The 22555-nt window shown below is 43.0% G+C and carries 24 protein-coding genes and 1 tRNA gene; 12 read left to right on the top strand and 13 right to left on the bottom strand.

Going from position 1 to position 22555, the window contains the following annotated elements:
- Window positions 1-29 precede the first annotated feature (29 nt).
- Window positions 30-503, bottom strand: coding sequence for a hypothetical protein (locus tag NSP_RS17620; RefSeq protein WP_006194858.1), 474 nt, complete (start codon window positions 501-503; stop codon window positions 30-32).
- Between the two features lie 209 nt (window positions 504-712).
- On the opposite strand from NSP_RS17620, the gene hetZ reads away from it, so the two are divergent.
- The 3 genes from hetZ to NSP_RS17635 all read left to right on the top strand — a co-directional run bounded on the left by hetZ (window position 713) and on the right by NSP_RS17635 (window position 5653).
- Window positions 713-1933: a heterocyst differentiation protein HetZ gene (gene hetZ, locus NSP_RS17625; RefSeq protein ID WP_006194859.1), complete on the top strand. Its 1221-nt coding sequence runs from the start codon at window positions 713-715 to the stop codon at window positions 1931-1933.
- Window positions 1926-2906: a hypothetical protein gene (locus NSP_RS17630; protein WP_006194860.1), complete on the top strand. Its 981-nt coding sequence runs from the start codon at window positions 1926-1928 to the stop codon at window positions 2904-2906. The genes hetZ and NSP_RS17630 overlap by 8 nt, the downstream gene beginning before the upstream one ends.
- Window positions 2907-3331: 425 nt before the next feature.
- Window positions 3332-5653 carry a transglutaminase TgpA family protein gene (locus NSP_RS17635; protein ID WP_173403301.1) on the top strand — a complete coding sequence of 774 codons (2322 nt, stop codon included), beginning with the start codon at window positions 3332-3334 and terminating at the stop codon, window positions 5651-5653.
- A gap of 54 nt (window positions 5654-5707) precedes the next feature.
- Here NSP_RS17635 and rnc read toward each other — a convergent pair whose 3' ends face one another.
- Window positions 5708-6388 carry a ribonuclease III gene (rnc, locus tag NSP_RS17640; RefSeq protein ID WP_006194862.1) on the bottom strand — a complete coding sequence of 227 codons (681 nt, stop codon included), beginning with the start codon at window positions 6386-6388 and terminating at the stop codon, window positions 5708-5710.
- Between the two features lie 906 nt (window positions 6389-7294).
- Here rnc and remA point away from each other — a divergent pair.
- Window positions 7295-7561 (top strand): extracellular matrix/biofilm regulator RemA, encoded by a 267-nt coding sequence (remA, locus tag NSP_RS17645; RefSeq protein WP_006194863.1) that lies wholly within the window; start codon window positions 7295-7297, stop codon window positions 7559-7561.
- Window positions 7562-7686: 125 nt separating this feature from the next.
- Here remA and NSP_RS17650 read toward each other — a convergent pair whose 3' ends face one another.
- The gene (locus tag NSP_RS17650; RefSeq protein WP_231859492.1) at window positions 7687-7866 is read right to left on the bottom strand and encodes a guanylate kinase; all 180 of its coding nucleotides are present in this window, start codon (window positions 7864-7866) and stop codon (window positions 7687-7689) included.
- A gap of 74 nt (window positions 7867-7940) precedes the next feature.
- Between NSP_RS17650 and gmk the strand changes: the two genes are divergently transcribed.
- Complete coding sequence (gmk, locus tag NSP_RS17655) at window positions 7941-8540, top strand: guanylate kinase (protein ID WP_006194865.1); 600 nt, start codon at window positions 7941-7943, stop codon at window positions 8538-8540.
- 176 nt (window positions 8541-8716) lie between these two features.
- Here gmk and NSP_RS17660 read toward each other — a convergent pair whose 3' ends face one another.
- From NSP_RS17660 to NSP_RS17670, 3 genes are all read right to left on the bottom strand, one after another.
- Window positions 8717-9238, bottom strand: coding sequence for a photosystem I reaction center protein subunit XI (locus NSP_RS17660; protein WP_006194866.1), 522 nt, complete (start codon window positions 9236-9238; stop codon window positions 8717-8719).
- 253 nt (window positions 9239-9491) lie between these two features.
- The gene (gene psaJ, locus NSP_RS17665; RefSeq protein ID WP_006194867.1) at window positions 9492-9644 is read right to left on the bottom strand and encodes a photosystem I reaction center subunit IX; all 153 of its coding nucleotides are present in this window, start codon (window positions 9642-9644) and stop codon (window positions 9492-9494) included.
- Window positions 9645-9684: 40 nt separating this feature from the next.
- Entirely contained in the window at window positions 9685-10179 is a 495-nt protein-coding gene (locus NSP_RS17670; protein ID WP_006194868.1) for a photosystem I reaction center protein PsaF, subunit III, read from the bottom strand.
- Between the two features lie 177 nt (window positions 10180-10356).
- Between NSP_RS17670 and tsaD the strand changes: the two genes are divergently transcribed.
- On the top strand, window positions 10357-11394 hold the full coding sequence (gene tsaD / locus NSP_RS17675; protein WP_006194869.1) for a tRNA (adenosine(37)-N6)-threonylcarbamoyltransferase complex transferase subunit TsaD: 1038 nt from the start codon (window positions 10357-10359) through the stop codon (window positions 11392-11394).
- 211 nt (window positions 11395-11605) lie between these two features.
- On the opposite strand, the gene NSP_RS17685 is transcribed toward tsaD, so the two are convergent.
- Both NSP_RS17685 and NSP_RS17690 read right to left on the bottom strand, forming a co-directional pair.
- Window positions 11606-12514: an alpha/beta fold hydrolase gene (locus NSP_RS17685; protein WP_006194870.1), complete on the bottom strand. Its 909-nt coding sequence runs from the start codon at window positions 12512-12514 to the stop codon at window positions 11606-11608.
- A gap of 259 nt (window positions 12515-12773) precedes the next feature.
- Complete coding sequence (locus NSP_RS17690) at window positions 12774-13493, bottom strand: hypothetical protein (RefSeq protein WP_006194871.1); 720 nt, start codon at window positions 13491-13493, stop codon at window positions 12774-12776.
- A 450-nt stretch (window positions 13494-13943) separates the two neighbouring features.
- On the opposite strand from NSP_RS17690, the gene NSP_RS17695 reads away from it, so the two are divergent.
- Window positions 13944-14495 carry a GNAT family N-acetyltransferase gene (locus tag NSP_RS17695; protein ID WP_006194872.1) on the top strand — a complete coding sequence of 184 codons (552 nt, stop codon included), beginning with the start codon at window positions 13944-13946 and terminating at the stop codon, window positions 14493-14495.
- A gap of 353 nt (window positions 14496-14848) precedes the next feature.
- A tRNA-Pro gene (locus tag NSP_RS17700) sits at window positions 14849-14922 on the top strand.
- Between the two features lie 144 nt (window positions 14923-15066).
- Here the strand turns inward: NSP_RS17700 and NSP_RS27030 are convergent.
- Entirely contained in the window at window positions 15067-15276 is a 210-nt protein-coding gene (locus NSP_RS27030; RefSeq protein ID WP_107806788.1) for a hypothetical protein, read from the bottom strand.
- Window positions 15277-15410: 134 nt separating this feature from the next.
- Here NSP_RS27030 and NSP_RS17705 point away from each other — a divergent pair, with 134 nt between their 5' ends.
- The 4 genes from NSP_RS17705 to NSP_RS17720 all read left to right on the top strand — a co-directional run bounded on the left by NSP_RS17705 (window position 15411) and on the right by NSP_RS17720 (window position 18993).
- Window positions 15411-16208 carry a Tic22 family protein gene (locus NSP_RS17705; RefSeq protein WP_006194873.1) on the top strand — a complete coding sequence of 266 codons (798 nt, stop codon included), beginning with the start codon at window positions 15411-15413 and terminating at the stop codon, window positions 16206-16208.
- A 3-nt stretch (window positions 16209-16211) separates the two neighbouring features.
- Window positions 16212-17126 (top strand): peptide chain release factor N(5)-glutamine methyltransferase, encoded by a 915-nt coding sequence (gene prmC / locus NSP_RS17710; protein WP_006194874.1) that lies wholly within the window; start codon window positions 16212-16214, stop codon window positions 17124-17126.
- Between the two features lie 136 nt (window positions 17127-17262).
- Window positions 17263-17853 (top strand): L-threonylcarbamoyladenylate synthase, encoded by a 591-nt coding sequence (locus NSP_RS17715; protein ID WP_173403302.1) that lies wholly within the window; start codon window positions 17263-17265, stop codon window positions 17851-17853.
- A 219-nt stretch (window positions 17854-18072) separates the two neighbouring features.
- Window positions 18073-18993 (top strand): sensor histidine kinase, encoded by a 921-nt coding sequence (locus NSP_RS17720; RefSeq protein WP_006194876.1) that lies wholly within the window; start codon window positions 18073-18075, stop codon window positions 18991-18993.
- On the opposite strand, the gene NSP_RS17725 is transcribed toward NSP_RS17720, so the two are convergent.
- From NSP_RS17725 to secD, 4 genes are all read right to left on the bottom strand, one after another.
- Entirely contained in the window at window positions 18956-19429 is a 474-nt protein-coding gene (locus NSP_RS17725; protein ID WP_006194877.1) for a GNAT family N-acetyltransferase, read from the bottom strand. The two genes, NSP_RS17720 and NSP_RS17725, sit on opposite strands and share 38 nt — an antisense overlap.
- A gap of 103 nt (window positions 19430-19532) precedes the next feature.
- Window positions 19533-19946, bottom strand: coding sequence for a hypothetical protein (locus NSP_RS17730; protein ID WP_006194878.1), 414 nt, complete (start codon window positions 19944-19946; stop codon window positions 19533-19535).
- Window positions 19947-20057: 111 nt separating this feature from the next.
- Window positions 20058-21035 carry a protein translocase subunit SecF gene (gene secF, locus NSP_RS17735; RefSeq protein WP_006194879.1) on the bottom strand — a complete coding sequence of 326 codons (978 nt, stop codon included), beginning with the start codon at window positions 21033-21035 and terminating at the stop codon, window positions 20058-20060.
- Window positions 21032-22450 carry a protein translocase subunit SecD gene (gene secD / locus NSP_RS17740; protein WP_006194880.1) on the bottom strand — a complete coding sequence of 473 codons (1419 nt, stop codon included), beginning with the start codon at window positions 22448-22450 and terminating at the stop codon, window positions 21032-21034. Before secD ends, secF begins: the two co-directional genes overlap by 4 nt.
- Window positions 22451-22555: the final 105 nt, after the last annotated feature.

Consider the following 22555-nt stretch of genomic DNA (forward strand, 5'->3'; position numbering starts at 1 on the left):
ATCTAATGAATCCCAACTGCAAAATTTATTTATGCAATATTCGGAGGTATCTGTTTACCCGTTTGCTGTTGTTTCATCTGTTGTTGTAGGAGATGAAGCAATTCTGAACGTTGGATTTCACAGGTATGAGTGGTCTGACCCGGCGTTTCCAAAAAAACGATACTATCTACGGGTTCTAATGCCACCAATTGGAACAAAATATGGGTGACGGGAACAATTTTAGCTAGCATTTGAGGGTCAAGCCCAGCAGGTGAACTTAGGGAGACATCCTGTATGGTAGGAAAAGCGTAGATAACACGCCTTTCCAATCCTGGATTGGCCCGATTGCTCAATGTAGTTAAAACCCAGTTCTGTTCCGAACTCTGAAGAATATAGTACTGGGAATGGCGTAACCTTTTAGCGATCGCAAGCAATACAGGGCTAATTGCTGAAACAAGATGTGGTGTTATGCCATCGCGGGGTGCATTATTAATCAGCAATTGAATTTGTTTTTTTAAATCCATAATGACTTGTAAACGGCTCGGTGGGTAATGGCAAAAGCATCTATCAAATTCTGAACTATCCCATCACAGTGGGAAACATAAAAATAGGCACATCCGAATCATTGGAATAGCCTGCGTTTAGCTTATACGCAAATTTAAACAGCCAGCCAACACCCACAGTCGTCACAGGTTTTACTTAGGTATTTTAGGGTCTTTTGAAAACCGAGACTATGAATTCAGCCGCAACCGCAACAATTCCCACCACAACAGTTCCCACCCCAACCGTTCAGGAAGAAAATTCTATCGGCTTTGAGGGGACATTCCAACTGCTATACAAGGAACTTCAGGAATCAACTAAAGCTTCCAAGCAGAATTGCCATGATGTCGCCACCAGAATTACCACCGAAGTATACAGAATTTGCCAAGAAAGTAAACGTATTCAGGCTTCGGGTGATATCCAAAGCTCGGCTATTTCCCTGGCGAGACATCGGCTACAACAGTGTTTCAGGTACTATCAGTTGGGTTCGAGTCGGGGTAGGGTAGAGTTACACAGCACTCTGAGTGCAATTATTTATCGCTACATTAATCCTCCTCAAAGGCAGTTGAGCTATCAAGGGCGATTAACCATTATTGAAGATTTCCTCCAAGGTTTTTATCTCGAAGCCTTAAATGCTTTCCGGCGGGAAAACCAAATGGGTCCCACTTATCGTCCCCAAAGTCTCCTGGAATTAGCAGAGTACATGGCATTTACTGAACGCTATGGTAAGCGAAGAATTCCCTTACCAGGGCGACAGCAGCAACTAATTATCCTGCGGGCGCAAACCTTTTCGCAACAGCAACCCCAGGAAACCAGCGTAGATATAGAACAAGCCGCAGAAGGTAGTTCTAACGATAATGACGGTTCTTGGGAAGAACCAGCAGTACAGCAATTGCGTTCAGCAATGGCCATGCAACCAGAACCGGAACCAGAAGAAGATACTCTGCGTTCGGTTGTGATTACAGAATTAATGGATTATCTCGCACAACGGCAACAATCTGATTGTGCTGATTATTTCGCTCTCCGTCTTCAAGATTTATCAACTCAGGAAATTGAGTCAATTTTGGGTTTAACCCCCCGTCAGCGCGACTACTTACAGCAACGCTTTAAATATCATCTGATTCGGTTTGCCTTGTTACACCGTTGGGAATTAGTTCACGAGTGGTTGGAAGCCTCACTGCACACTAATTTAGGTTTAACGCCCCAGCAATGGCAAGATTATACAACGCAATTGGACGACAAGCAGCGCTCGTTACTAGAATTGAAACAACTTGGACAACCAGATGAAAAAATTGCCAAAACTTTAGGGTTGTCCACAGCGCAACTGCAAAAACGGTGGTTTAAAATGCTCGAACAAGCATGGGAAATTCGTAACTCCCTAGTATCCGGATCAAGTGCATCTACTCATGAATAGTGACTCAGAATCTTTACAAACCAATTTAATCCATTGGTTGTTGGCAAATAAAGCTAACACCAATGAGGCTAAATTGCTAAATTGTAAGGAAATTTACGGGGTAGAAGACCCTCTCAAGGAGGTAGCCGCCTTTACAGGCGGTGAGCCTGAATTGGGAGGAATGCCCCAAACCTTTCAATTGGGAGAAATTCCTACTGTGCAAGAACGTTTCCAAGCCGTCCTTAAGCGTCGGTTACAACTCGAAGTCGAAAAGCAGCCTCCTTTATTTCCTTGGGAGTCACAATTAGTAGAGTACTCAGATTTTGTGGAAGAGCGATCGCCGGCATTAAGTCCCAACTGGGGATGGATAGCACAGCAGACAAAGCTGAATCTGCCTATTCCTTTGCCAGAGAAAGTTTTCCAAGAATTGTTGACAAAATGTCAAGGGTTGATCACATCTTCGCTACCTCTAGGGGCAAAACTAGTTCAGGTGGTTGAGAGCTTCTTCCCCAATGAGTCACAGACAATCAATGATCTCGCTGGATTGGTGTTGAGAAGCACCTATCGGTCTGTGAATACTCCGGAAACTATGCCTCAGATTCAGGAGGATTACTCAGATTTACAACCACGCCAGCAGATGGCATTGTCGTTACTAGCAGCTCAACAACTGCTAGATAATTTGACTTTACCCGTATCATCCGCTCATCCAGTGGTAGAAAGACAATGGCTCACTAGTGCTGGCACTCTGACTTTGAGGGTAGAATACCAGTCTCAAAATCAGCTGACACAGTTGAGTGTTAATTGTAAGTTACCCTGTCCAGGAATTTTGAAGTTGCAAGGAAATGGCAACCAAGCAGTAGCAAATTCTCACACTCCGGGAAATTTGAGTGTAGAATTATACTGTAATCAGCCAACTCCCATTTATACTCTGGAAGTTGATTTTCCTGAACTAGACCAACAGCCTTTACTGTTTGTCATTAGTCCCACAATTTAGTTGAAATCACCACTGTGATTTTTTGAGGTTGATTAACACCGATATATATATATCAGATGGTTATGGTGGTTTCAATCTGATCTTTTAGCAACATCGATCATTAGGGTTTCTACTTTATTCACAACCGCTCATGAGTTTTTCTTTCAAAACCGCAGCGAAAATGACACATTTATTCAGATACTAAAACTGATATAGCTTGCCTTCGGGGAGTTTTTTTTCTTGAGATGAATTCGCGGGAAAAATCACCCAGGAACAAGCAAGGTAGTCATACCAATTTGTCATTCATGATTTGTAATTAAAAAAGTCAGACTCAATCTGGGTGACCACATGATTGTATCTGTCGAATTTTTTTTTCAAATTGGTATCAGTTGACATCCCCAATATTGTGTCTGTGGCATCTACAACATCCTTTGTTTATATTCTCAATGTTTAAGTTATCTAGGATCAATCAGGTTTCGCTTCTACCTATAGGTCGTTACTGGCGGCAAAATGTCCGGGGGTCAGCGTCAAGGGAAGTGGAAAATGCCCTTTCCTTACGGGTACTGGTGCTAGGGTTGGTAATTGTCGGAGTTGTAGCAACTGACATTGCGGCTGGGACTCAATTCAGTCTGTGGGCGGTACCGTTAAGTATGGTAGGTACGGCCTGGAGTTACTACCATCGTCTCAGTGCTAATGTTCCCGTTAAGTTCTGCATCGCCATCGGAATGTTAATTGCGCTAGGTGCTTTTTTTGGGCGCTTGGTGGGAGAATTGCATGATACGCGACTGGCTTTAGCAGAGTTATTAATTCAACTACAAATACTCCACAGCTTTGATACGCCTCGCCGCAAAAGCTTGGGTTATTCCATAGTTATAGGTTTGATTTTATTGGGTGTGGCCGCAACAATCAGCCAAACTCTGGAGTTTGCGCCCATGCTGCTATTATTTCTAGCGATCGCTTTACCCACTTTAGTCTTAAACTATCGCTCTCAACTCGGTATTCAGGAATTAAAACTAAAAAATAAAAAGTTCCCGCAGCAAAATTCGGCAATTTTAAATTTTAAATTCTTAACTTTCAATTTTTTGGTGATTGTCGGGCTGGGTCTGGCAATTTTTGCAGTTTTACCCCGATTCCCTGGTTATCAACTCCGGAGTTTTCCTGTCAGCGCCCCCATTAGTGTCCAGGATGATTTTACAGGTCAGACGATTCTTAATCCTGGTTATGTCCGTCAAGGTAGGGGCAGTAATCAAGGTACTGGAACTGGGGATGGACAAGGCGAAAACGGTGAACCAGGCAGCGTTGATAATAATTTTTATTACGGTTTTAATAGCCAGATGAACCAAAACCTGCGGGGAGAAATGACACCCAAGATAGTTATGCGGGTGCGATCGCAAATTGAAGGATTTTGGCGAGTGCTGGCTTTTGACCGCTACACCGGGAAAGGATGGGAGATTTCCCGCAATGATGACGTTACTACCCACAGGCGAGCGCCTTGGTCTTACCAAATTCGTCTGCCTTTGCCAATAGTTATGGGTCTGAGTCGAGAAATAGTGCAAACTTACACAGTGGTGTCAGATTTGCCTAACTTGATTCCGGCGATGGCTCATCCCAAAGAAGTCTATTATCCCGCGCCGATTATTGCTGTTGATCAAGAAAATGGTCTGCGATCGCCTGTAGGATTATCAGAAGGCCTCACCTACACTGTGGTTTCCCAAGTACCATACCGCGATCGCACTTCATTAGGACAGGCTTCTACTAAATATCCCCCGGAAATTAAAGATTATTATTTACAAACTCCAACGGAAATTACTGACAAAATTCGTCAACGGACTGAAGAAATCCTGACTAATTACAACCAAGAACGCATAGCAAATTCTCAAAAAACTCTCGATTCAGCTTATGAAAAAGCTCTCTACCTAGCGCAGTACCTCAAGCAAAACTACTCTATTCCCGAAAATCCTCTAGGACTGCCTTTTTTAAGCGAAGACGAAGACTTAGTAGAGGCTTTCTTGTTCAAAAACCAAGGCGGCTATCCCGACCACTTTTCCACAGTTCTCACGGTGATGCTGCGTTCTATTGGTATCCCCGCCAGGTTAGTGGCTGGTTTTAGTGCGGGAGAGTTTAATCCCTTTACCGGGATGTACGTTGTCCGGAACACAGATGCTTACGCCATGACGGAAGTCTATTTCCCCCGATATGGCTGGTTTGCTTTTGACCCCATTCCCAATCATCCTTTGATTCCTCCTTCTATTGAGGATATTCAGACATTTAGTGTAATGCGGCAGTTTTGGCAATGGGTAGCTGGCTGGTTACCAAGCCCGGTAACAGGATTTTTAAACACTCTTTTTGGAACCATATTTGGCTGGTTAGTGAGAGCTTTGGTGCGGTTTTTGGCTTTATTTTCTCAAGGATGGCTGGGTGTTTTAACTGGCTTAATCTTGGCAACAACCACAGCATTTTTCGCTTGGCTAGGTTGGGGACAGTGGCGAGAATGGTCGAAACGTCGTTGGTTGAAAAAGTTACCCCCAATGGAAAGTCTGTATCAGCAAATGCTGCAATGGGTAGATGAAAAAGGTTTGGGTAAGCACCCAGCACAGACACCCCTAGAGTATGCCAGCGTCTCACACCAGCATCACGCCCCAGCAACGGCTCAGGTAATAGATGAAATTTGCCAAGCTTATGTAGATTGGCGTTATGGTGGTCATACTCCTAACTTGAATCAACTGCGAGCAAGATGGCAAGAACTGAAAAAAACAACTAAAGATTGAGTGTTGTTTGTGTCTTGGTGGTGAGAAAAATTATATTAACCACCAAGACACCAGCTAAATCAAGCCCTGTTTTGTGAGATTAGATAAGGCATTTTCCGCCGCTTGTTTTTCAGCCTCCTTCTTACCACGCGCTTTTCCGTATCCGTAAACCTGCTCACCAACAAAAACCTGAGCCAGATATTCTGGAGCATGATCCTGCCCTCCGATGCGTTCGGTGATATACTTAGGTAGTAAAGTTCCGAATTTTGCCTGTACCCACTCTTGAAATCGATTTTTGGAATCGACATTAGAACGGATTTCCATAATTGCTTGAGGGACAGAGTTAAATAAATCTGCGATAATTGGGCGAATTTTTTCAATGTTGCGATCGCAATCTAAATAATAAGCTCCCACAACTGATTCAAAGGCGCTACTTAATAAATTGGGACTTTGAAAACCGCCATCCTGAATGGCTCCTCTTCCCAAGCGCATTTTAAAATCTAAACCTACTTCAATCGCAAATTTAGCCAGTTGCTTTTCGTCCACTAATGCCGATCTGCGGCGAGTCATTTCATCTTCTGCTATCTCTGGATAGCGAGTATAGAGATACTCACCACTGATAAATGTCAGTAAGGCATCACCTAAGAATTCTAGGCGCTCATTATGCTTTTCGCCAGGATTTTCGTTGACATAGGAACGGTGAGTCAACGCCTGCTGCAAAAGCTTTTCGTTCTGAAAATTTAACAATTCATGCATTTTTCTACTATTTTGTCAATACCAAAAAATAGCTACACGGGAAACGATTGAACCGCTTGCTTGCTCATAGAAAGCCTCTATTTATTTCTGAGGCAGTATCAGAAGATCAATCTATATTTCAACCTGAAATCTCAGACACATCTGAAAGGTTAATTTTGGTAACGATTACCGTCTCAAAATCCGCAGTACCTAAAGGTGCGGCTCATGAGACGAAAACCCAAGCATTACGCTTGTTTTGACATCTTAACTGCTCTAATGTATATAGGACTTACGCAAAATTATGAAAAAACGAAACACGAAGGAACGAAGAACACGTTCGCGTAGCGTCTCCCCTTGGGAGAAGAAAAGAGGGTTTGAGAGATATTTTGCGTAAGTCCTGGTATAGAATAACGGCAATGTTCTATTTTTGTCAAGAGTACAAATGCGATCGCCGCAGTAAGAAACTGACAAATAAAAAAATATTTCCAAATTTGTTTTGTGGAACAGGCACCTTGCCCGCTAATCACTAAGGACGGGAAAGGACGGCGTGATGTCTGAAGTCGCTATACCTGGATGTCCCACCATATGGGATAATTTATGTTCTAGTGTTCCCTAATGTATTGTCGAAGAAACAATATTTGCTGATGACAATCTTCAGATGTAGGAAAATTATCACTACGTCTAATTTAAATCTAAATTTTACTCAAAATAAATTGGCTCAGTTAATTAGATTGTTTTTTTATAATTTCGCATATCTCCTGGGGCATATTTTAAGTATATCCAGCTATTTACCAGCTAAACAAACCATTTGTCTTTTAAAAACTCAGGCTTACTAAACGTAAAGCGTTGTAACTACCGTTTTTTGGCGATAACATGGAATAATTACCTTACCAGCTTGTCACACCAGATTTGGTGTCAATTTTTTTTATGGAAATACAATTAATCAACATTGGTTTCGGTAACATCGTGTCTGCCAACCGAGTAGTTGCCATCGTTAGTCCAGAATCTGCCCCCATTAAACGGATCATTACCGATGCACGGGACAGAGGTCAGCTAGTGGATGCAACTTACGGTCGTCGGACTAGGGCCGTAATTATCACTGATTCCAGCCACGTCATTCTTTCAGCGATTCAACCGGAAACAGTAGCGAATCGGTTTGTGATTTCCCGCGAGCATCATAGTGTAGAGAACTGATTCATATAGGTAAAAGAATTTGGGATTTTAGATTTGTAATTTTAGATTGACTGCATCAACCAGGGGAATATACCTTGGGGATTTTAGATTAGCGTGAGCGCTGCTGACGCTGGGCAGTGAGTATTTTAGATTTGAGAGTAGGCATAGCAGCCTTGCTCAAACCGAAAAAAAACCAATTCCAAAATCCTAAATCCTAAATCTAAAATTTGTACTGTCAATAACCCTACACCTATTTGCACCACATCAGCAGTACCATGTGAATTAGACAAGTTTTCTGTCACCCGTGCTACAAATTCGTTGGTCAAAAGTTTTTCTGATAACGAAAACACAGCTAATGACTCATGAATAATGTCTAATAATTAATTCACAGTTTGAACGGATGATGCAAGTTTTACCTATCCACAGTGATGCTCCCACCAAAGAAAGTCCCTCTCCAGGCAGGCTAATTGTTTTAACTGGCCCCAGTGGGGTTGGTAAAGGCACTTTAATGCAAGCGCTGTTAAAACGTCATCCTGAACTTTACTATTCTGTATCCGTGACGACTCGTTCTCCTCGTCCAGGAGAAATTAACGGCGAAAATTATTACTTTATTAGCCGCACTAAGTTTGAACAATTAGTTTCCCAAGGTGAATTCTTGGAGTGGGCAGAATTTGCGGGGAATTATTACGGTACTCCCCGTGAAGCTGTGCTTAACCAAGTTCGATCTGGCAACTTGGTGGTGCTGGAAATTGAACTCAAAGGGGCAAGACAAATCCGCACTTCCTTCCCTAGCGCTCTGAGCATTTTTATTTTACCGCCTTCCCTGAATGAATTAGAGAGCCGGATACGTGGACGCGCCCAAGATTCTGAAGAAGCGATCGCTCGTCGCCTACGCCGCGCCCAAGAAGAAATTCAAGCAGCAGACGAATTTGATGTTCAAATCGTTAATGACGATTTAGAAACCGCTCTCAAAGCCATAGAAGCCACTTTATTTGGATAGTTGAAACTCTTTGATACTAAGCATTTTTTACACCAAACAAAAAAGCACACAGAAGAAGAGCGAAGCTTTTCCCTTGTTTCCTGGCAATAAAAAATAGAACATTAGGCATGGGTAATAAAACTTAATTAAAATTAAGCTATTACCAATGCCTAATGCCTAATTATCAAAAAATTAAATTAACCAAATAGAGCTTGAATGACTCCCAAATTGCTAGTCAAGAAATAAGCCACTACTGCACCGCCAATCCCACCAATTAAGAAAGAACTGGCGAAATTATTCCAGCTTTCTTTGGAGTTAAAAGCATCTACGGGAGGGTTAGGAACAGTTACACTGGCAAGTGCTTTAGAGGGATTGCTATTGGCATACAGGGATAGACAGGCGGTGAGAATCACAACCAAACCGATTGCTCCCAGTAACCCAGCTAAATTAGCGTTAGTTGCATTACGTAGAGGACCCAATTTAGCAAAAGGCCCAAATAGCAAGTAACCATGAGCCATACCCACTTCTAATCCACGTCTAGAAGGATTGAGACCTTGACGATAGGCGGGTAAGTTATTGATGAACCACTTCACCAAGGGAGAGGAATTAATCGGGGTTTCTAGGTTTCCTTGCTGGGGGTCACGTCCTGCTGGAGCAACAACCTCACGATTTCTGGGATCGCTGGGGCGATTTTTCGCTGAATTTACTGCTTGCGCCATATTTTTTGTTCGCCTCTAAATTAGAATGGTGGCATTTTTATATTATTAATATTATTTGTTGCCAAAGATGTTTTTTAGCTGGGAAGTTTAGAAAAATTAATTTACCTGCTTTATTAAACTACGAAACTCGCAAGCTATTTACAGCAATACGAGTTTCACAGCCTATATTTCCTGCTAATTTGAGTGAGACTTTCGCCTAATTAGATTCAGTAATCCAATTACACAATATTCAGCAGTAAATTCCATTTTCTACTTATGGTAGTGGGTGGAAAAGTAAGTCAGGGAAAAAGCGGTTAAATTCAATTAAAATCCCGGCTGTAATGGTGAGCCAGATAGTAGCTGCTACTGGAGCAGTAGAAAGAAATGTCATGAAATAGGACGATTGAGCGCCTTTTTCTTCTGCCATGAATTTAGTCTCCAAAACAAATGAATTGAGTTAGGAAAAATTAACGAGGAGAAACAGTGATTTCTGAATCTTTAGCGGTTAATTCGCCTGAAAGGAGTTCTTTAATCGCTGCTACAGGCCAAGCAAAACCTGTGGCGATAATGGGTAGTGCCAAACCGAGATCGATTTGGATTTCTTTGGCTTCGGTATCGGATTCCTTTTTGATAGCTTGCAGGTAAGCACGGCCTACCCAGCCAATCCAACCAGCAATATACAAAAAGAGAATGCTGGGAATTAGGAAGTCACCAGCCCGGTCTAGGCGACCATCAACAATCAAGTGAGGATAACCTTCTGGACCACACAGTGCCTGAGAATAACGCTCAAACCGCTTTCTCCCAGATTCGGGATCGGCGGTGGTGTTACGGGCATTCTTTGCTAGCTCTTGAAAGGCGGGAGAGTCTTTACAGGGTACTAAGTTAGCTCCAAGCGCTTGGGCTGGGGGGGCAAAATTAGACCAAAGACAAATCGCTAAAATCAAAGCAAACAATCGTCTCATAGATTTGTTTCCTTTTATTACAAAACAAAAAGTTCTTTGTACAAAACGAAGCGGCTTGTACATTTCTTTATTTGCATAACTAGCTAGTAATCATACTCTTGGCCGGGAACCGAGTAAAGTTTAAGTAAATAAAAGTTAAAGCTTCTCCAACAAATCGTTACTTAACACAACCTGACAATGGCAACTGTTTTAGCAATAGAAACCAGCTGCGATGAAACTGCCGTCGCAATTGTAAATAATCGTCAAGTCTATAGCAGTATCGTAGCTTCCCAAATCCTAGTTCATAGTCAATATGGCGGGGTAGTGCCAGAGGTGGCATCCCGGCAACATCTAGAAACGATCAATGAGGCGATCGCTCAAGCACTAGAGCAAGCCCAACTGAACTGGGAGCAAATCGATGGTATCGCCGCCACCTGCGCCCCTGGACTCGTAGGAGCGCTATTGGTAGGGTTAACTGCTGCTAAAACCTTAGCAATGTTACACAACAAGCCATTTTTGGGAGTGCATCACCTTGAAGGTCACATTTACGCGACTTATTTGAGTGAGCCAACTTTAAATCCCCCATTTCTTAGCTTACTCGTTTCCGGTGGACATACAAGCTTGATTTATGTAAAGGATTGTGGTATTTACGAAACCCTGGGGTCAACTCGTGATGATGCGGCTGGTGAAGCCTTTGATAAAGTAGCACGGTTATTAAAACTGGGTTATCCCGGTGGTCCAGTCATTGACCAATTAGCACAAACGGGTAATCCCCGCGCCTTTGCTTTGCCAGAAGGTAAAGTTTCTTTACCTGGTGGGGGATATCATCGCTATGACAGCAGTTTTAGTGGGTTAAAGACGGCGGTACTGCGGTTAGTGCAGCAATTAGAGAAAGATGAAAAACAACTGCCAGTGGCTGATTTAGCGGCTAGCTTTCAGGAAACTGTAGCGCGATCGCTGACCAAAAGAGCGATCGCCTGCGCCCTCGACTATAATCTCAACACCATTGCCGTGGGTGGAGGAGTAGCAGCTAACAGCAGCCTCAGAAAAATCTTACAGGCAGCTGCTGCCGAGCATAACCTGCGTGTTCTGTTCCCACCCCTCAAATACTGTACCGATAACGCCGCCATGATAGCCTGCGCCGCCTCTCATCACCTAAAACTTGGTCATACATCACCCATAACATTAGGTGTTGAGTCTAGATTGCCACTCAGCCAAATAATGAAATTGTATTAATTCGTAATTCGTAATTCGTAATTCGTAATTGCAGGAAAAAGTCTATTTTTTTTGTAGGGTGTGTTGTCGCGTAGCGCAACGCACCATCCCAGATTCTCAGTGCTTTAGGACTAACATCTATAACGCAGCCTACTCCCCACTCCCCACTCCCCATTCCCCATTCCCCATTCCCCATTCCCCACTCCCCACTCCCTACTCCCCACTCCCCAATTCAACCATTGACTATTGACCTAATATGAGCAGCAACTGCATCGGGCTGTTCTAACATTGCCAAGTGACCACAATCAGGAATTTCAATCACATTGTCGCCAGTATATTGAAAAAGCCGATGGAAACTAGCTAAATGGCGAACATACTTGGGTTCCATCACCTTGTCATCAGTACCAGCCAAAAAATAAACTGGCTGCTGCAATTGAGACACTAGCTGAGGTAAACGGTTGACTTCTTCCTCAGTTGTGGAATCTAGCAATGCTCCTAGTGCAGCTTCTGGGTCAGCCATCACAAAATCAATCACTCGCTGACGCGCCCAATGTCGATCTAATGGACGGGCTACACTCGCTCTGGTAAACAACAAATCAATTAAAGGCATATGAGACAGCCAGCGCGGACGGACCTGCAAAAATTTTTGACCGGCTGAACGAAACTGCTCAAAGGCCTCTTTGAGATAAATACCACCACCGGCGTTAATACAGATGACTCCTTGAACACATTCAGGTATTTGAGCAGCTGCCCAAAGGGCAATTGTGCCTCCCAAGGAATGCCCAATCAGCCAAGCACTAGTAATATTCATCTGTTCGAGAAGGGCGGCTAAATCCTGAGCATAAACAGCTGGTGTATAAATAGAATCAAAAGGCAAACTCAAGTCATCAATTGAGTGAGAACTCAAGGTGACATTGGTTTGTGCCTGACTAAAATCTGCTTCTGGCTGGGATTTCGACTCACCAAAACCGCGCAAATCATAAGACAGACACTGCAAATCAACTGACAGGCGGGAAATTACAGGTTGCCAATACCCACGGCTATTTAGCCAACCGTGGATAAACACTAAAGCATGGGGATAGGAAGTAGGAGCAGTCAGCTCGTATGCGTGTGGAACGCCCAATATTTCAATGGTTGCCATACTTAATATCGTACCCTTAAGAACGGACGCGACTAAATACGGAATGGAGCAAACCAATTAATTTTTCAAAAGGACTGGGGAATGGGGAATGGGGAATGGGGAATGGGACTGGGTTTTCAAAGAAAAAATTATGCCAGGGCTGTGACTCCGGACATATTTATTCACAATTACCCATTACCCAGTCCCGAAACGGGGTTTTTCCCACCACGAACCTTTGATCTGGTGGGGGACTGCTCACCGCAACCAATTGATTGTATATTTACCTATCCAACAACCTCAATCTCACCCCTTCAGCAATTTTGTGTCCCAAATATTCAGGAATCAGGCTTTCATTCGGCCCTAACAAATAGAGGATGAGCCGGGTGCGTCCGCGCCAAACCAGCAAATTGGCATTGACCACTAATAGGTCTTCCTGCCAAATAGTGTGCATGACTTTGTAAAATAATCCCGGTTGATTGTCGGCTTCAATTACCAGGGCGGGGAGATGAAATACTGGATCAACATAAAACTCTGTCTGTACTTGTTCTAGTCCAGTATCTAAATTAAATTCTACTGCCAGCATTTCTTCTACCTCAAACCGCCCACCTAGAGCCTCACGAATGGCGCGGCAGACATTTTCGGCGGTTTTCTCGGTTAGGGCTTGACTACCACGAGATACCAGAAGTTTGATAAAAACCAACATCGGTGGTCGGATTTGACCATATAGACTTAAACCATGAATGGTTAGCCCATAAGCTGCTAGGACACCAAAAATATCACTCAGAAGAAACGACTGGTTGCGGTAAGCAAAATGCAGGGCGCTTTTGCTACCTTCCGACTTTAATTCGATAACGGCACGTTTGGTTTTATAAAGACGGTAGGCTAGCCGCAAATTTTGCAGTTGAATCTCACTACTCACAAATTGCTCATAAAACTGGGGAAAGGCTCGGTTAAAGCGCTTTAGAAGTTCCAGTGTCGAAGATTTTAAACCAGAAGCCATCGTTGGGTGTAGGACTCGCTTGCTTTCATCACCAGGGAATTGGGGACTAGAAAATCCCAAAAAATTACTTAAATTCTTTGACTGAGATAATTAGGTTTTGTGTGGAGACGCGTAGCGTGCGGCACACAATTTTTTCTTTCCCATATCTTAAAGATAGGGGTTTGCAGGTAATTATTCCCCAATCTCCAATTCCTAATTTAAAATCCCAGACAATTTACCTAATCTTTTTCGCTTTTTGGGAAATTTCTCCTAGGCTCCACAACAAAATGCTAGACTTGAAAATGATTGGTCTGAAACACGCCATAAAAAGCGGTTGCCATTAAAAATCCCGGAAACATCTAAAAAAATTTACGTGCGAAGGGTATTTAAGGTTTCAGCTTTGTAAAACGTGAATCAACACTCCTTTGAAAGTGGAAACCAATTTAGTTATACTACCCGAACCACGTTGGCATGGGTTTTTGGAAAACTTGGTTTAATAGTCCTGAGTCTGTAGCAACAAGTAAAACTACCTCTTTTGAAGAACGTACAGGTTCTGTTTCGGGCGAGTCTAGCGGTAATAGCGCTAGTGAAGCTTCTGGGAAAGAAACTCGCATCGTTTTTAGTACGGAGCGAGATATTGACCTGTATGAACTAGAGGAACTTTGTGATGCAGTAGGTTGGTCGCGTCGTCCTTTAAGAAAAGTAAAAAAAGCCATTGAGCATAGTTTTCTTGTAGCCTCTATGTGGCAAGTGCGAGGAAACAAAAGACGGCTCATTGGTTTCGCTCGTGCTACTTCAGATCATGCGTTTAATGCCACTATTTGGGATGTGGTAGTTCACCCGGACTTTCAAGGTCAAGGACTGGGTAAGGCGCTGATGAAATACGTACTCAAAAAACTCAGAAGTGAGGAAATTAGCAATGTTACTCTCTTTGCTGACCCTCATGTTCTCGATTTTTATCGGGGTATGGGTTTCATGTCAGACCCAGAAGGCATTAAAGGTATGTTTTGGTATCCGCACTAATTTTGAGCAACAAGAGAGCATCTGGCTACAAAAAAGCGCCTATAATGGTGCAATTGTCAATATTGCTATGTTTTTGGAGCATATGAGCTGCTGATAGGCAAACAATTATCTGTCTTGTAATGCCGATTCAGCCGCACAGCCCAAATGTTTTTTGTCAAGCAATTGATTTTGCTTAGATAAAAGATAAAATTGGCTAGCCAAGATATCTTAAACCTGCTATAGTATTATTATTGCCCTGGTAAGTTAATAATTGGAAAAGATTCCACACAGTTTTACCATTTAGGCTATAATTTGATTTTCCTAGCTGTTCGGTAAATTTAAAACCCAACCAGCTGGAGTGAGATTAATTTGTCCGGGATGTAGCGCAGCTTGGTAGCGCGCCTGCTTTGGGAGCAGGATGTCGCAGGTTCGAATCCTGTCATCCCGATTTAAAATGTTGTTTTCCAACTATTAGCCGAAATATCAAAGTCTTTCAAAATTTAGCTGTTAGCCAAGAAGTTTATTTTTTTGGCTCATTGCTGTCGTGAGTTTGAGGACTTCGGATTAAAGCAGCATCGGGTGGAACGATTAATTATGTCATGTCGTCATCTAGATTTAAGAAAACCAATAACGTGGCATTGAGCATCTCAAATCTCCGGGGAAGTTTTTGGTTCTCAAGAGCAAACTCAGCAAGTATTAACAGCATTTTGCAGTGAATAGCAAGGGTAAATCGAAAACAACACACCGCGATCGCATTACTAGAGAAATTGTTAAGGGTGGGAAAACAGCGCTTTTTGAGCATAAATTGTTAATATTGAAGCGCCAAAATACATTTTTCACATTTTAAATGGATTGCTATATAACTAAAACTAGTTAGTGTGGTGCTAATCCAACCATTTGTCTGGCTTAATTTAACTATTGAGGCGAGGAGCAATCATGAAAGCATTAGTGCGCTGGGGCGCAACATTAGGGCTAGTCGGAAGTACATTAGTGGGATCGGTTTTTGTGGGGAATTTACCAGTGCTGGCTTTGTCAGAAGAGCAAATAAAAATCAAATTGGATGCAGTTCCTGTATATCTAATTACGAATAAAGAAGGTTTACCATTGAGTCGTCCCTTACCAAATGCTGAAAAACCTGGTGGTTCGGTAACAGGTGTTTATATGAGTCGCCAGGAAGCTCAAAGTTTTATTAAGGAACTGCAAGGGGCCCAAGGCAAAGATCCGAAAACGCAACAAATGGTGAAAAGCCTACAAGTAACAGCAGTGCCTCTAGGAGTTATTTATCAGCAATTACAACAAAGTAAAAACCAGTCAGAACGCCTGCTATTTGCCTTTAAACCTGTAGAACAGGAAATCAAGGGGGCAATGGAATTACTGCGTAAAAGTGGTCAACAGGTAAATCAGTTTACCAGTGTGCCTGTATTTGCTGTGAGATTTTCCCCAGACCAGGGTTATGTGCCTATTCAACTGAAATCTGACAAAGAGCAACTGATTCCTTTGTTTTTAAGTAAGCAAGATGCACAAGGCTTGTTAACCCAAGTGAAGCCAAAGTTTCCCAAAGCGGATATTCAGGTAATAGACATAGACGGGGTGATTAAAACTTTGCAGGATAAAAATGATAGTTGGCTAAACCAAGTTGTTTTAGTACCATCCCAAGAATCTAGAGAATATATCAAAACTTTGCCTACAGAGAACGGGAATAATTCCAAGCCTGGGAGACCCCAGCAACGTTAAGGAATGACAGATAAACAGCTAAAGGTAGTTTCCGGTGTACAGCTTTGGCGGTGGCGTAATAGTGCGATCGCCCAAGCCATTTCCTGTGACATTTCACCTGCTGAGGTAGATTGGTTACTTCTGGAAGTAGCTGGGTTAGACCGTTTGGCACTGCGTTTAGAATCTTTTAAAGAAAGTCCTGAAATTCAAATGGCGTTACCTTTAGAGGATTTAGAACAGTTGTGGCAAAGACGATTAAATGAACGCTTGCCGGTGCAGTATATTACTGGAGTTACGCCTTGGCGACAGTTTAAAATCGCCGTGTCAAATGCGGTGTTGATTCCCAGACCGGAAACTGAGTATTTAATTGATTTAGCTGTGGCGGCTGCGACTAAGAGTGGTGCAGCCCCATTCCTCAATTCCGGACACTGGGCTGATTTGGGTACTGGTAGCGGTGCGATCGCCTTGGGTTTAGCAGATGCTTTCCCAAAAGCGACAATTCACGCCGTTGATTACAGCCCAGAAGCTTTAAAAATTGCCCGTGACAATGCTCGTAATTTAGGTTTTGACAACCAAATCAAATTTTACCAAGGTTCCTGGTGGGAGCCGCTAGCAGCCCTAAAAGGTGAGTTTAGTGGGATGGTGTCTAACCCACCTTATATTCCCACCAGTACCGTGGCTACCCTGCAACCAGAAGTAGTCAAGCATGAACCACATCTAGCGCTGGATGGTGGTAGTGATGGCTTGGATTGTATTCGCCAGTTAATAGAAATCTCTCCTGGCTATTTGCGCCCTGGTGGTGTGTGGCTGATTGAAATGATGGCGGGACAAGCGGATACTGTGCGGACACTTTTAGCAAAACAAGGTAGCTACTGTAATATTCAAATTCACGCCGATTTAGCGGGGATTGAACGCTTTGCGATCGCTTCTATAAAATAACTTTATACCAATTCTTTATGAGGATGCGCTGAATTATAGGAGGAACGAACCACAAAGAACACGAAGAACACGAAGCAAGAAAGAAAGAAAGAAAGAAAGGAATTCAGCGCAGCTTTACACAGAAATGGTATTACAAATGACTCACGTTTCTTTAGTTGATTTGATCGCCGGCGCACGTGCTGGCTTATTAGTCAGTTTTCCTACAGATACCGTCCCCGCACTCGCAGCTCTACCAGAAAAAGCCGGATTAATTTTTGCGGCTAAACAGCGCAGCCAAGATAAACCGCTAATTTTGATGGGGGCTAGTGCAGAGGATTTATGGCCTTATGTTCAGGGTAGTGAAAATGAGTTGAAAATTTGGCAAGATGTCGCAAATAGACATTGGCCGGGAGCGTTGACATTGGTCTTACCAGCTAGCCAGAAAGTTCCAAAACAGATGAATCCCACTGATCCTAGTACAATTGGGATTCGAGTTCCTCAGAGTGCGATCGCTCAAACTATTTTGGCACAAACAGGCGCTCTTGCCACCACTAGCGCCAATTTTTCCGGTCAACAGCCCTTACTCAAGTTAGCAGAAATTGCCGAGCAGTTTCCTGAAGTTCTGACTCTGGAACCGACACAATTTAACGGCGAATTTTCAGGAATTGGTGTACCTTCCACTGTGAGTAAATGGACGGGAAGAAACTGGGAAATCTTGCGCCAAGGTACAGTTAAATTAAGTTTTTAGATATAGCTGGGGAGTAGGGAGTAGGGAGTGGGGAATGGGTTAAAACCCTTGTTGTGTCTAAGTTTTATTATCCGTTTATGTCTTAACCTCCTTGGCGGTGGCTATAAATCACCGGATCAGATTAGAGATTTTCCTCATGAATCAAACTAATTCACGAGTAAATCGGTAAATTTACTTTGCGCCATTGTGGTCAATTAATCAGTTAATAATTGCCAAATTATGAATTGGAGCAACTTTATATACTTAGGGGTAGGACTAATACTAGGGTTGGGTGTTCGGGGATTATTTACTCGGTCATTACAAAATTCCTCTAGCTTATCCCCAGTCAAATTGGGAGAGCAACCGCAAGTTTTAGAACTCCAGCAACAGATCAAGCAAACGCAGCTAGCGTACCAAATGGCGCAAGAAATGAGCCTGTTTAAAGCGGGATTTTTGGCGCGGACTACCCATGAATTGCGATCGCCTCTGAATGGTTTAATCGGCTTACATCAGTTAATTTTGGAAGATTTGTGTGAAAATCCCGAAGAAGAGCGAGAATTTATTACTCAAGCTCACGAGAGAGCGCTGAAATTACTACACCTGATTGATGAAATTCTGAAAATCGCCAGAACAGAACACGGTACTAATAAATTAGATATTCAACCCCACTCCCTGGCTACAGTTTTGCAGGAAGTTAATAATTTAACTTATATGTTGGCAGCAAATCGCAATTTTCCTTTGCGTGTTGTGCTTCCCGATCCAGAAATTTATGTTTTGGCAGATTACCGATGGTTACGCCAAATATTGGTAAATTTAGTAGACACTGCCATTGCTCAAATGCAGTTCGGCAGTATCTGTCTTTCCAGTAACTTCTCACCTACAAATGATACTCTTTACATTTGGCTAGATGTGCCTACCCATACTTTAACTGCCAGTGAGTCCATTGATCTGATCAAATCAATGGTTCACAGTTCTCAGGTAAATGAAGATCAAACGACTTTTTCGCCAGGAATGAATCTATTAGTCAACCACACTTTACTAGAAGTGATGGGAGGAAAGCTGGAAATTTTGCCATCTCCAATCATTGAGGAAACAACTGAGGAGTTGACTCGATTACAAGTTTCTATCCCCCCAGTGATTCCTGAAGTTGGACTTCAGTAACAGGAAGGTTTTCAATGTGAGATTGGTTATTTAGTACCATTGTTGTGCTGACATTGGACTGGAAACCAATTTTTTCATAAAACTCCTGCTGATGAGTAGTCATCAAGTATACCCGCTCAACCCGACTGACGCGGGGATGAGTTAAAACGGTTTCGACTAACTTGCGCCCCAAACCTGTACCGCGATACTCTGGGTGAATCACGACATCCCAGATCGTAGCGCGATAGATACCATCAGAAGTGGCTCTGGCAAAACCAATTAGTCGGTCTCCATCGCAAATGCTAATTACTGGATCACTATTAGCGATCGCTATACCTAATTCCTCAATACTACGTCCTTTTGCCCAAAAAGCTGCAAGATTGAATAGTTCTTGGAGTTTGTCAAGGTCTATTTCACACTGGCGATGTTCGCTAAATTGAATTTGAGGATAGTTCATGTTTTACACCCCAATTTGGCAGGTTCATTTCTGTCATATTGTGCTAGCAATTTTTGAATACGTCTATCTGTCTGCCACTATCTTCAAGTTTAATTGTCATGATTTAATCATAAATCCACTTCCACAGAGGATGAGTTTGGCCTTGCTGTCTGATTCTCAAAACTTGTTTTTCTAAACGTTGTTGTTCCCTCTGCGGTAGTCCCAGCAGAATATTTCGGCTTTGCCAAACTAAAGTAGAAACGGTAGTACCAATACAAACGGCTAAACCGAGGGTAGACAGTGGATGATCTAACAGTCCATATCTTACTGCTGCCCAGGTAAAATATTGTTGTAAAAGAGCAAATTCTCCCCGTAAATTCCACAATGAGAAAGGTGCAATAGTCAGCCATAAACAGCCAACAAAAAACCACCTACCGCATACAGTCAGCTGATGTAGCCTTTGTACTTGTTGGGTAAAATTTGTATCAATGCTATGGGCATTTTTGCCATTTACTGATGGTTCTTCTGGTTGATCCATAACCAATTCCAAATCAATGAAACCCTTGGGGTATGGGAATGACGCATTCAGGACAGTTTTGGTTTATATAACCAAAGATTTTCTACCAGCAAGCATTTCTTTAACCTCATTTTAACCATCCTGGGAACTAGCAGATGTATCAACTGCCTCAGTACTTACTAAGACTGGAGATTTTCCGGTGCGTTCTCGCCACCAAGCTAGGAGGGTACTGGCGATAAAAAGACTGGAATAAGCGCCCGCAGTAAAGCCAATAATTAGAGCTAAAGCAAAGTTTTTGAGAGTTTCGCCACCAAGGAAATAGATAGCAAACAATGGCAGCATCGTGGTCAGGCTGGTGTTGATCGACCTTCCTAATGTTTGGTTGACAGCATCATCCACAATGTCAGCAATTGGGCGCTCAGGATTGACTTTAATAGTTTCCCGAATGCGATCATAAATCACCACTGTATCATTGACGGAGAAACCGATAATTGTCAGCAGGGAAACAATGAACAGACTATCCACTTCTGTGCCTAGCACTAACCCGAAAATTGAGAAAACGCCTAAAGTCACCAAGACATCGTGGAACAGCGCCACAATGGCAAATAAGGCATAGTCTAACTGGAAGCGGAAGGTTAAGTAAATAATAATGCCCGCAAAGGAAACAATCAGGGCGATAATCCCAGACCTAAATAATTCTGCTCCCAGGGTAGGGCCAACAGTATCAATTTGGTTTTTTTGCGGGTCAAAAGTGCCAATTTTTTCGGTTAAAGCAGTTTGTAAATTGGTGCGCTGATCAACATCTAAGTCCTTACTGCGAATTGAGATGCCATTCTCACCAACTATTTGGATGCTGCTATCGCCTAAACCTTGCGCTTGCGCTACTTCCCGGACTGTGTTTATGTCTATTGGTTGGTCGCAGTTACCTAGTTCTGTACAATCACGTTCAAACTGTAATCGCGTACCACCAATGAAATCCAAACCGGGGCGTAGGGGTGCGCCAATTTGGGGGTTTTGCCACGAAATCACCATTGAGATGATACTAATGAGAATAATGGCACTAGAAATAGTCCACCATAGCGATCGCGATTTGTTAATACTCAGTTTCATTTAGCCACCTCTGCCTTATTTAATGCTGGCAGGTTCGGACAGAAAAGTTCGCGCTTATTTTTGACAGCAGCATTGGTCACTGCTAAAAACATCAGTGAGCGGCTAGAAGTAATTGCTGTAAACATACTCACTGCGACACCTAAAGCTAAGGTGAGGGCAAAGCCTCGAACTAATCCAGAACCAAACCAAAACAGAGCGGCACAAGCAATCCATGTAGTGACGTTACTGTCTAAAATACTTGAAAATGCCCGGAAAAAACCAGATTCTACAGAACGATACAGAGATTTTCCGGCGCGCAATTCTTCCCGCGTGCGCTCAAAGATTAGCACATTAGCATCAACTGCCATGCCAATACTGAGGATAAAACCAGCGATTCCGGGCAGAGTTAATGTCACCCCTAATAAGGCAAAACTCGCCCAAGTCAGGAGAGAGTAAATGACTAAAGACACATCCGCAATCAATCCTGGTAGGCGATAGTACACCACCATAAATATTAATACTAAAATCAGACCGCCAACACCAGCATAAATGCTGCTTTGAATACTGTCTCTACCCAAAGTAGCGCCCACTGTCCGTCTTTCGACAATTTCCACTGGTAAGGGTAACGCACCGCCACGTAACTGCACACCCAAGTCGTTGGCTTCTTGTAGGGTAAATCTACCTGTAATCACGGCGGCACCGCCAGTAATTCCTGTGGCGGCAAATTCTATCCCTACTACAGGAGCGCTGATTAGTTCATTATCTAAAAATACACCAATGCTCCGCCCAGTCCCTGCGAGGTTTTTGGTGAGATTGGCAAACAATTCACCACCTTTTTGATCAAAGCGAATAGCAACGTTCCAGTTACTACTATTTTGAGTCGGTTCACCGTAGGCATCCTGGAGATATTTACCATCCAGTGGTGGATCTGTACTTTCAAACAATTCGGCGATCGCTTGATTATTTTGTTGTAATTCTTCTTGATTTTTAATAATTAAAGCTTCATCATCGCTGCTGCGTAATTCTTCTTGCTTGGCTCTCAACTCGGCTCGTGATGCTTGAAAAGCAAAAAGTTGAGTTTCTGTACCCGGCTTTTGTTGTTTAAATTCTAGCTGTGCAGTGCCACCTAGCACACGTTCTGCTTGCTCTGGATCATTCACCCCTGGTAACTGTACCAGGATTTTATCTGCACCCACAGTTTGAATTACTGGCTCAGAAACCCCCAGGCCATTAACTCGACCTTCCAAAACTTTCTGAACGCCTTCTAAATCTCGTTCAGTAATTTCTCTCATTCCTGGTGCTGGTTTCACCTGAATGGTTAACTGTGAACCTCCCCGTAAGTCTAACCCCAAGGAGACTGGAATTGTTACTATCACCGCAATAGCGGCAATGAGCAACACAAAAATTAAAGCTAATAGCGATCGCTGTCTTTGCATACCATAACTCGCAACTGACAAAGGCTATAATAGCGTTATTTTCACGAGTTATGAATGAAGGAGCAGGGGGGCAGGGGGCAGGGGGGCAGGGAGAGTTGGAAATTA

The sequence above is a fragment of the Nodularia spumigena CCY9414 genome (assembly GCF_000340565.2).
In the GTDB taxonomy this organism is placed as follows: domain Bacteria; phylum Cyanobacteriota; class Cyanobacteriia; order Cyanobacteriales; family Nostocaceae; genus Nodularia; species Nodularia spumigena.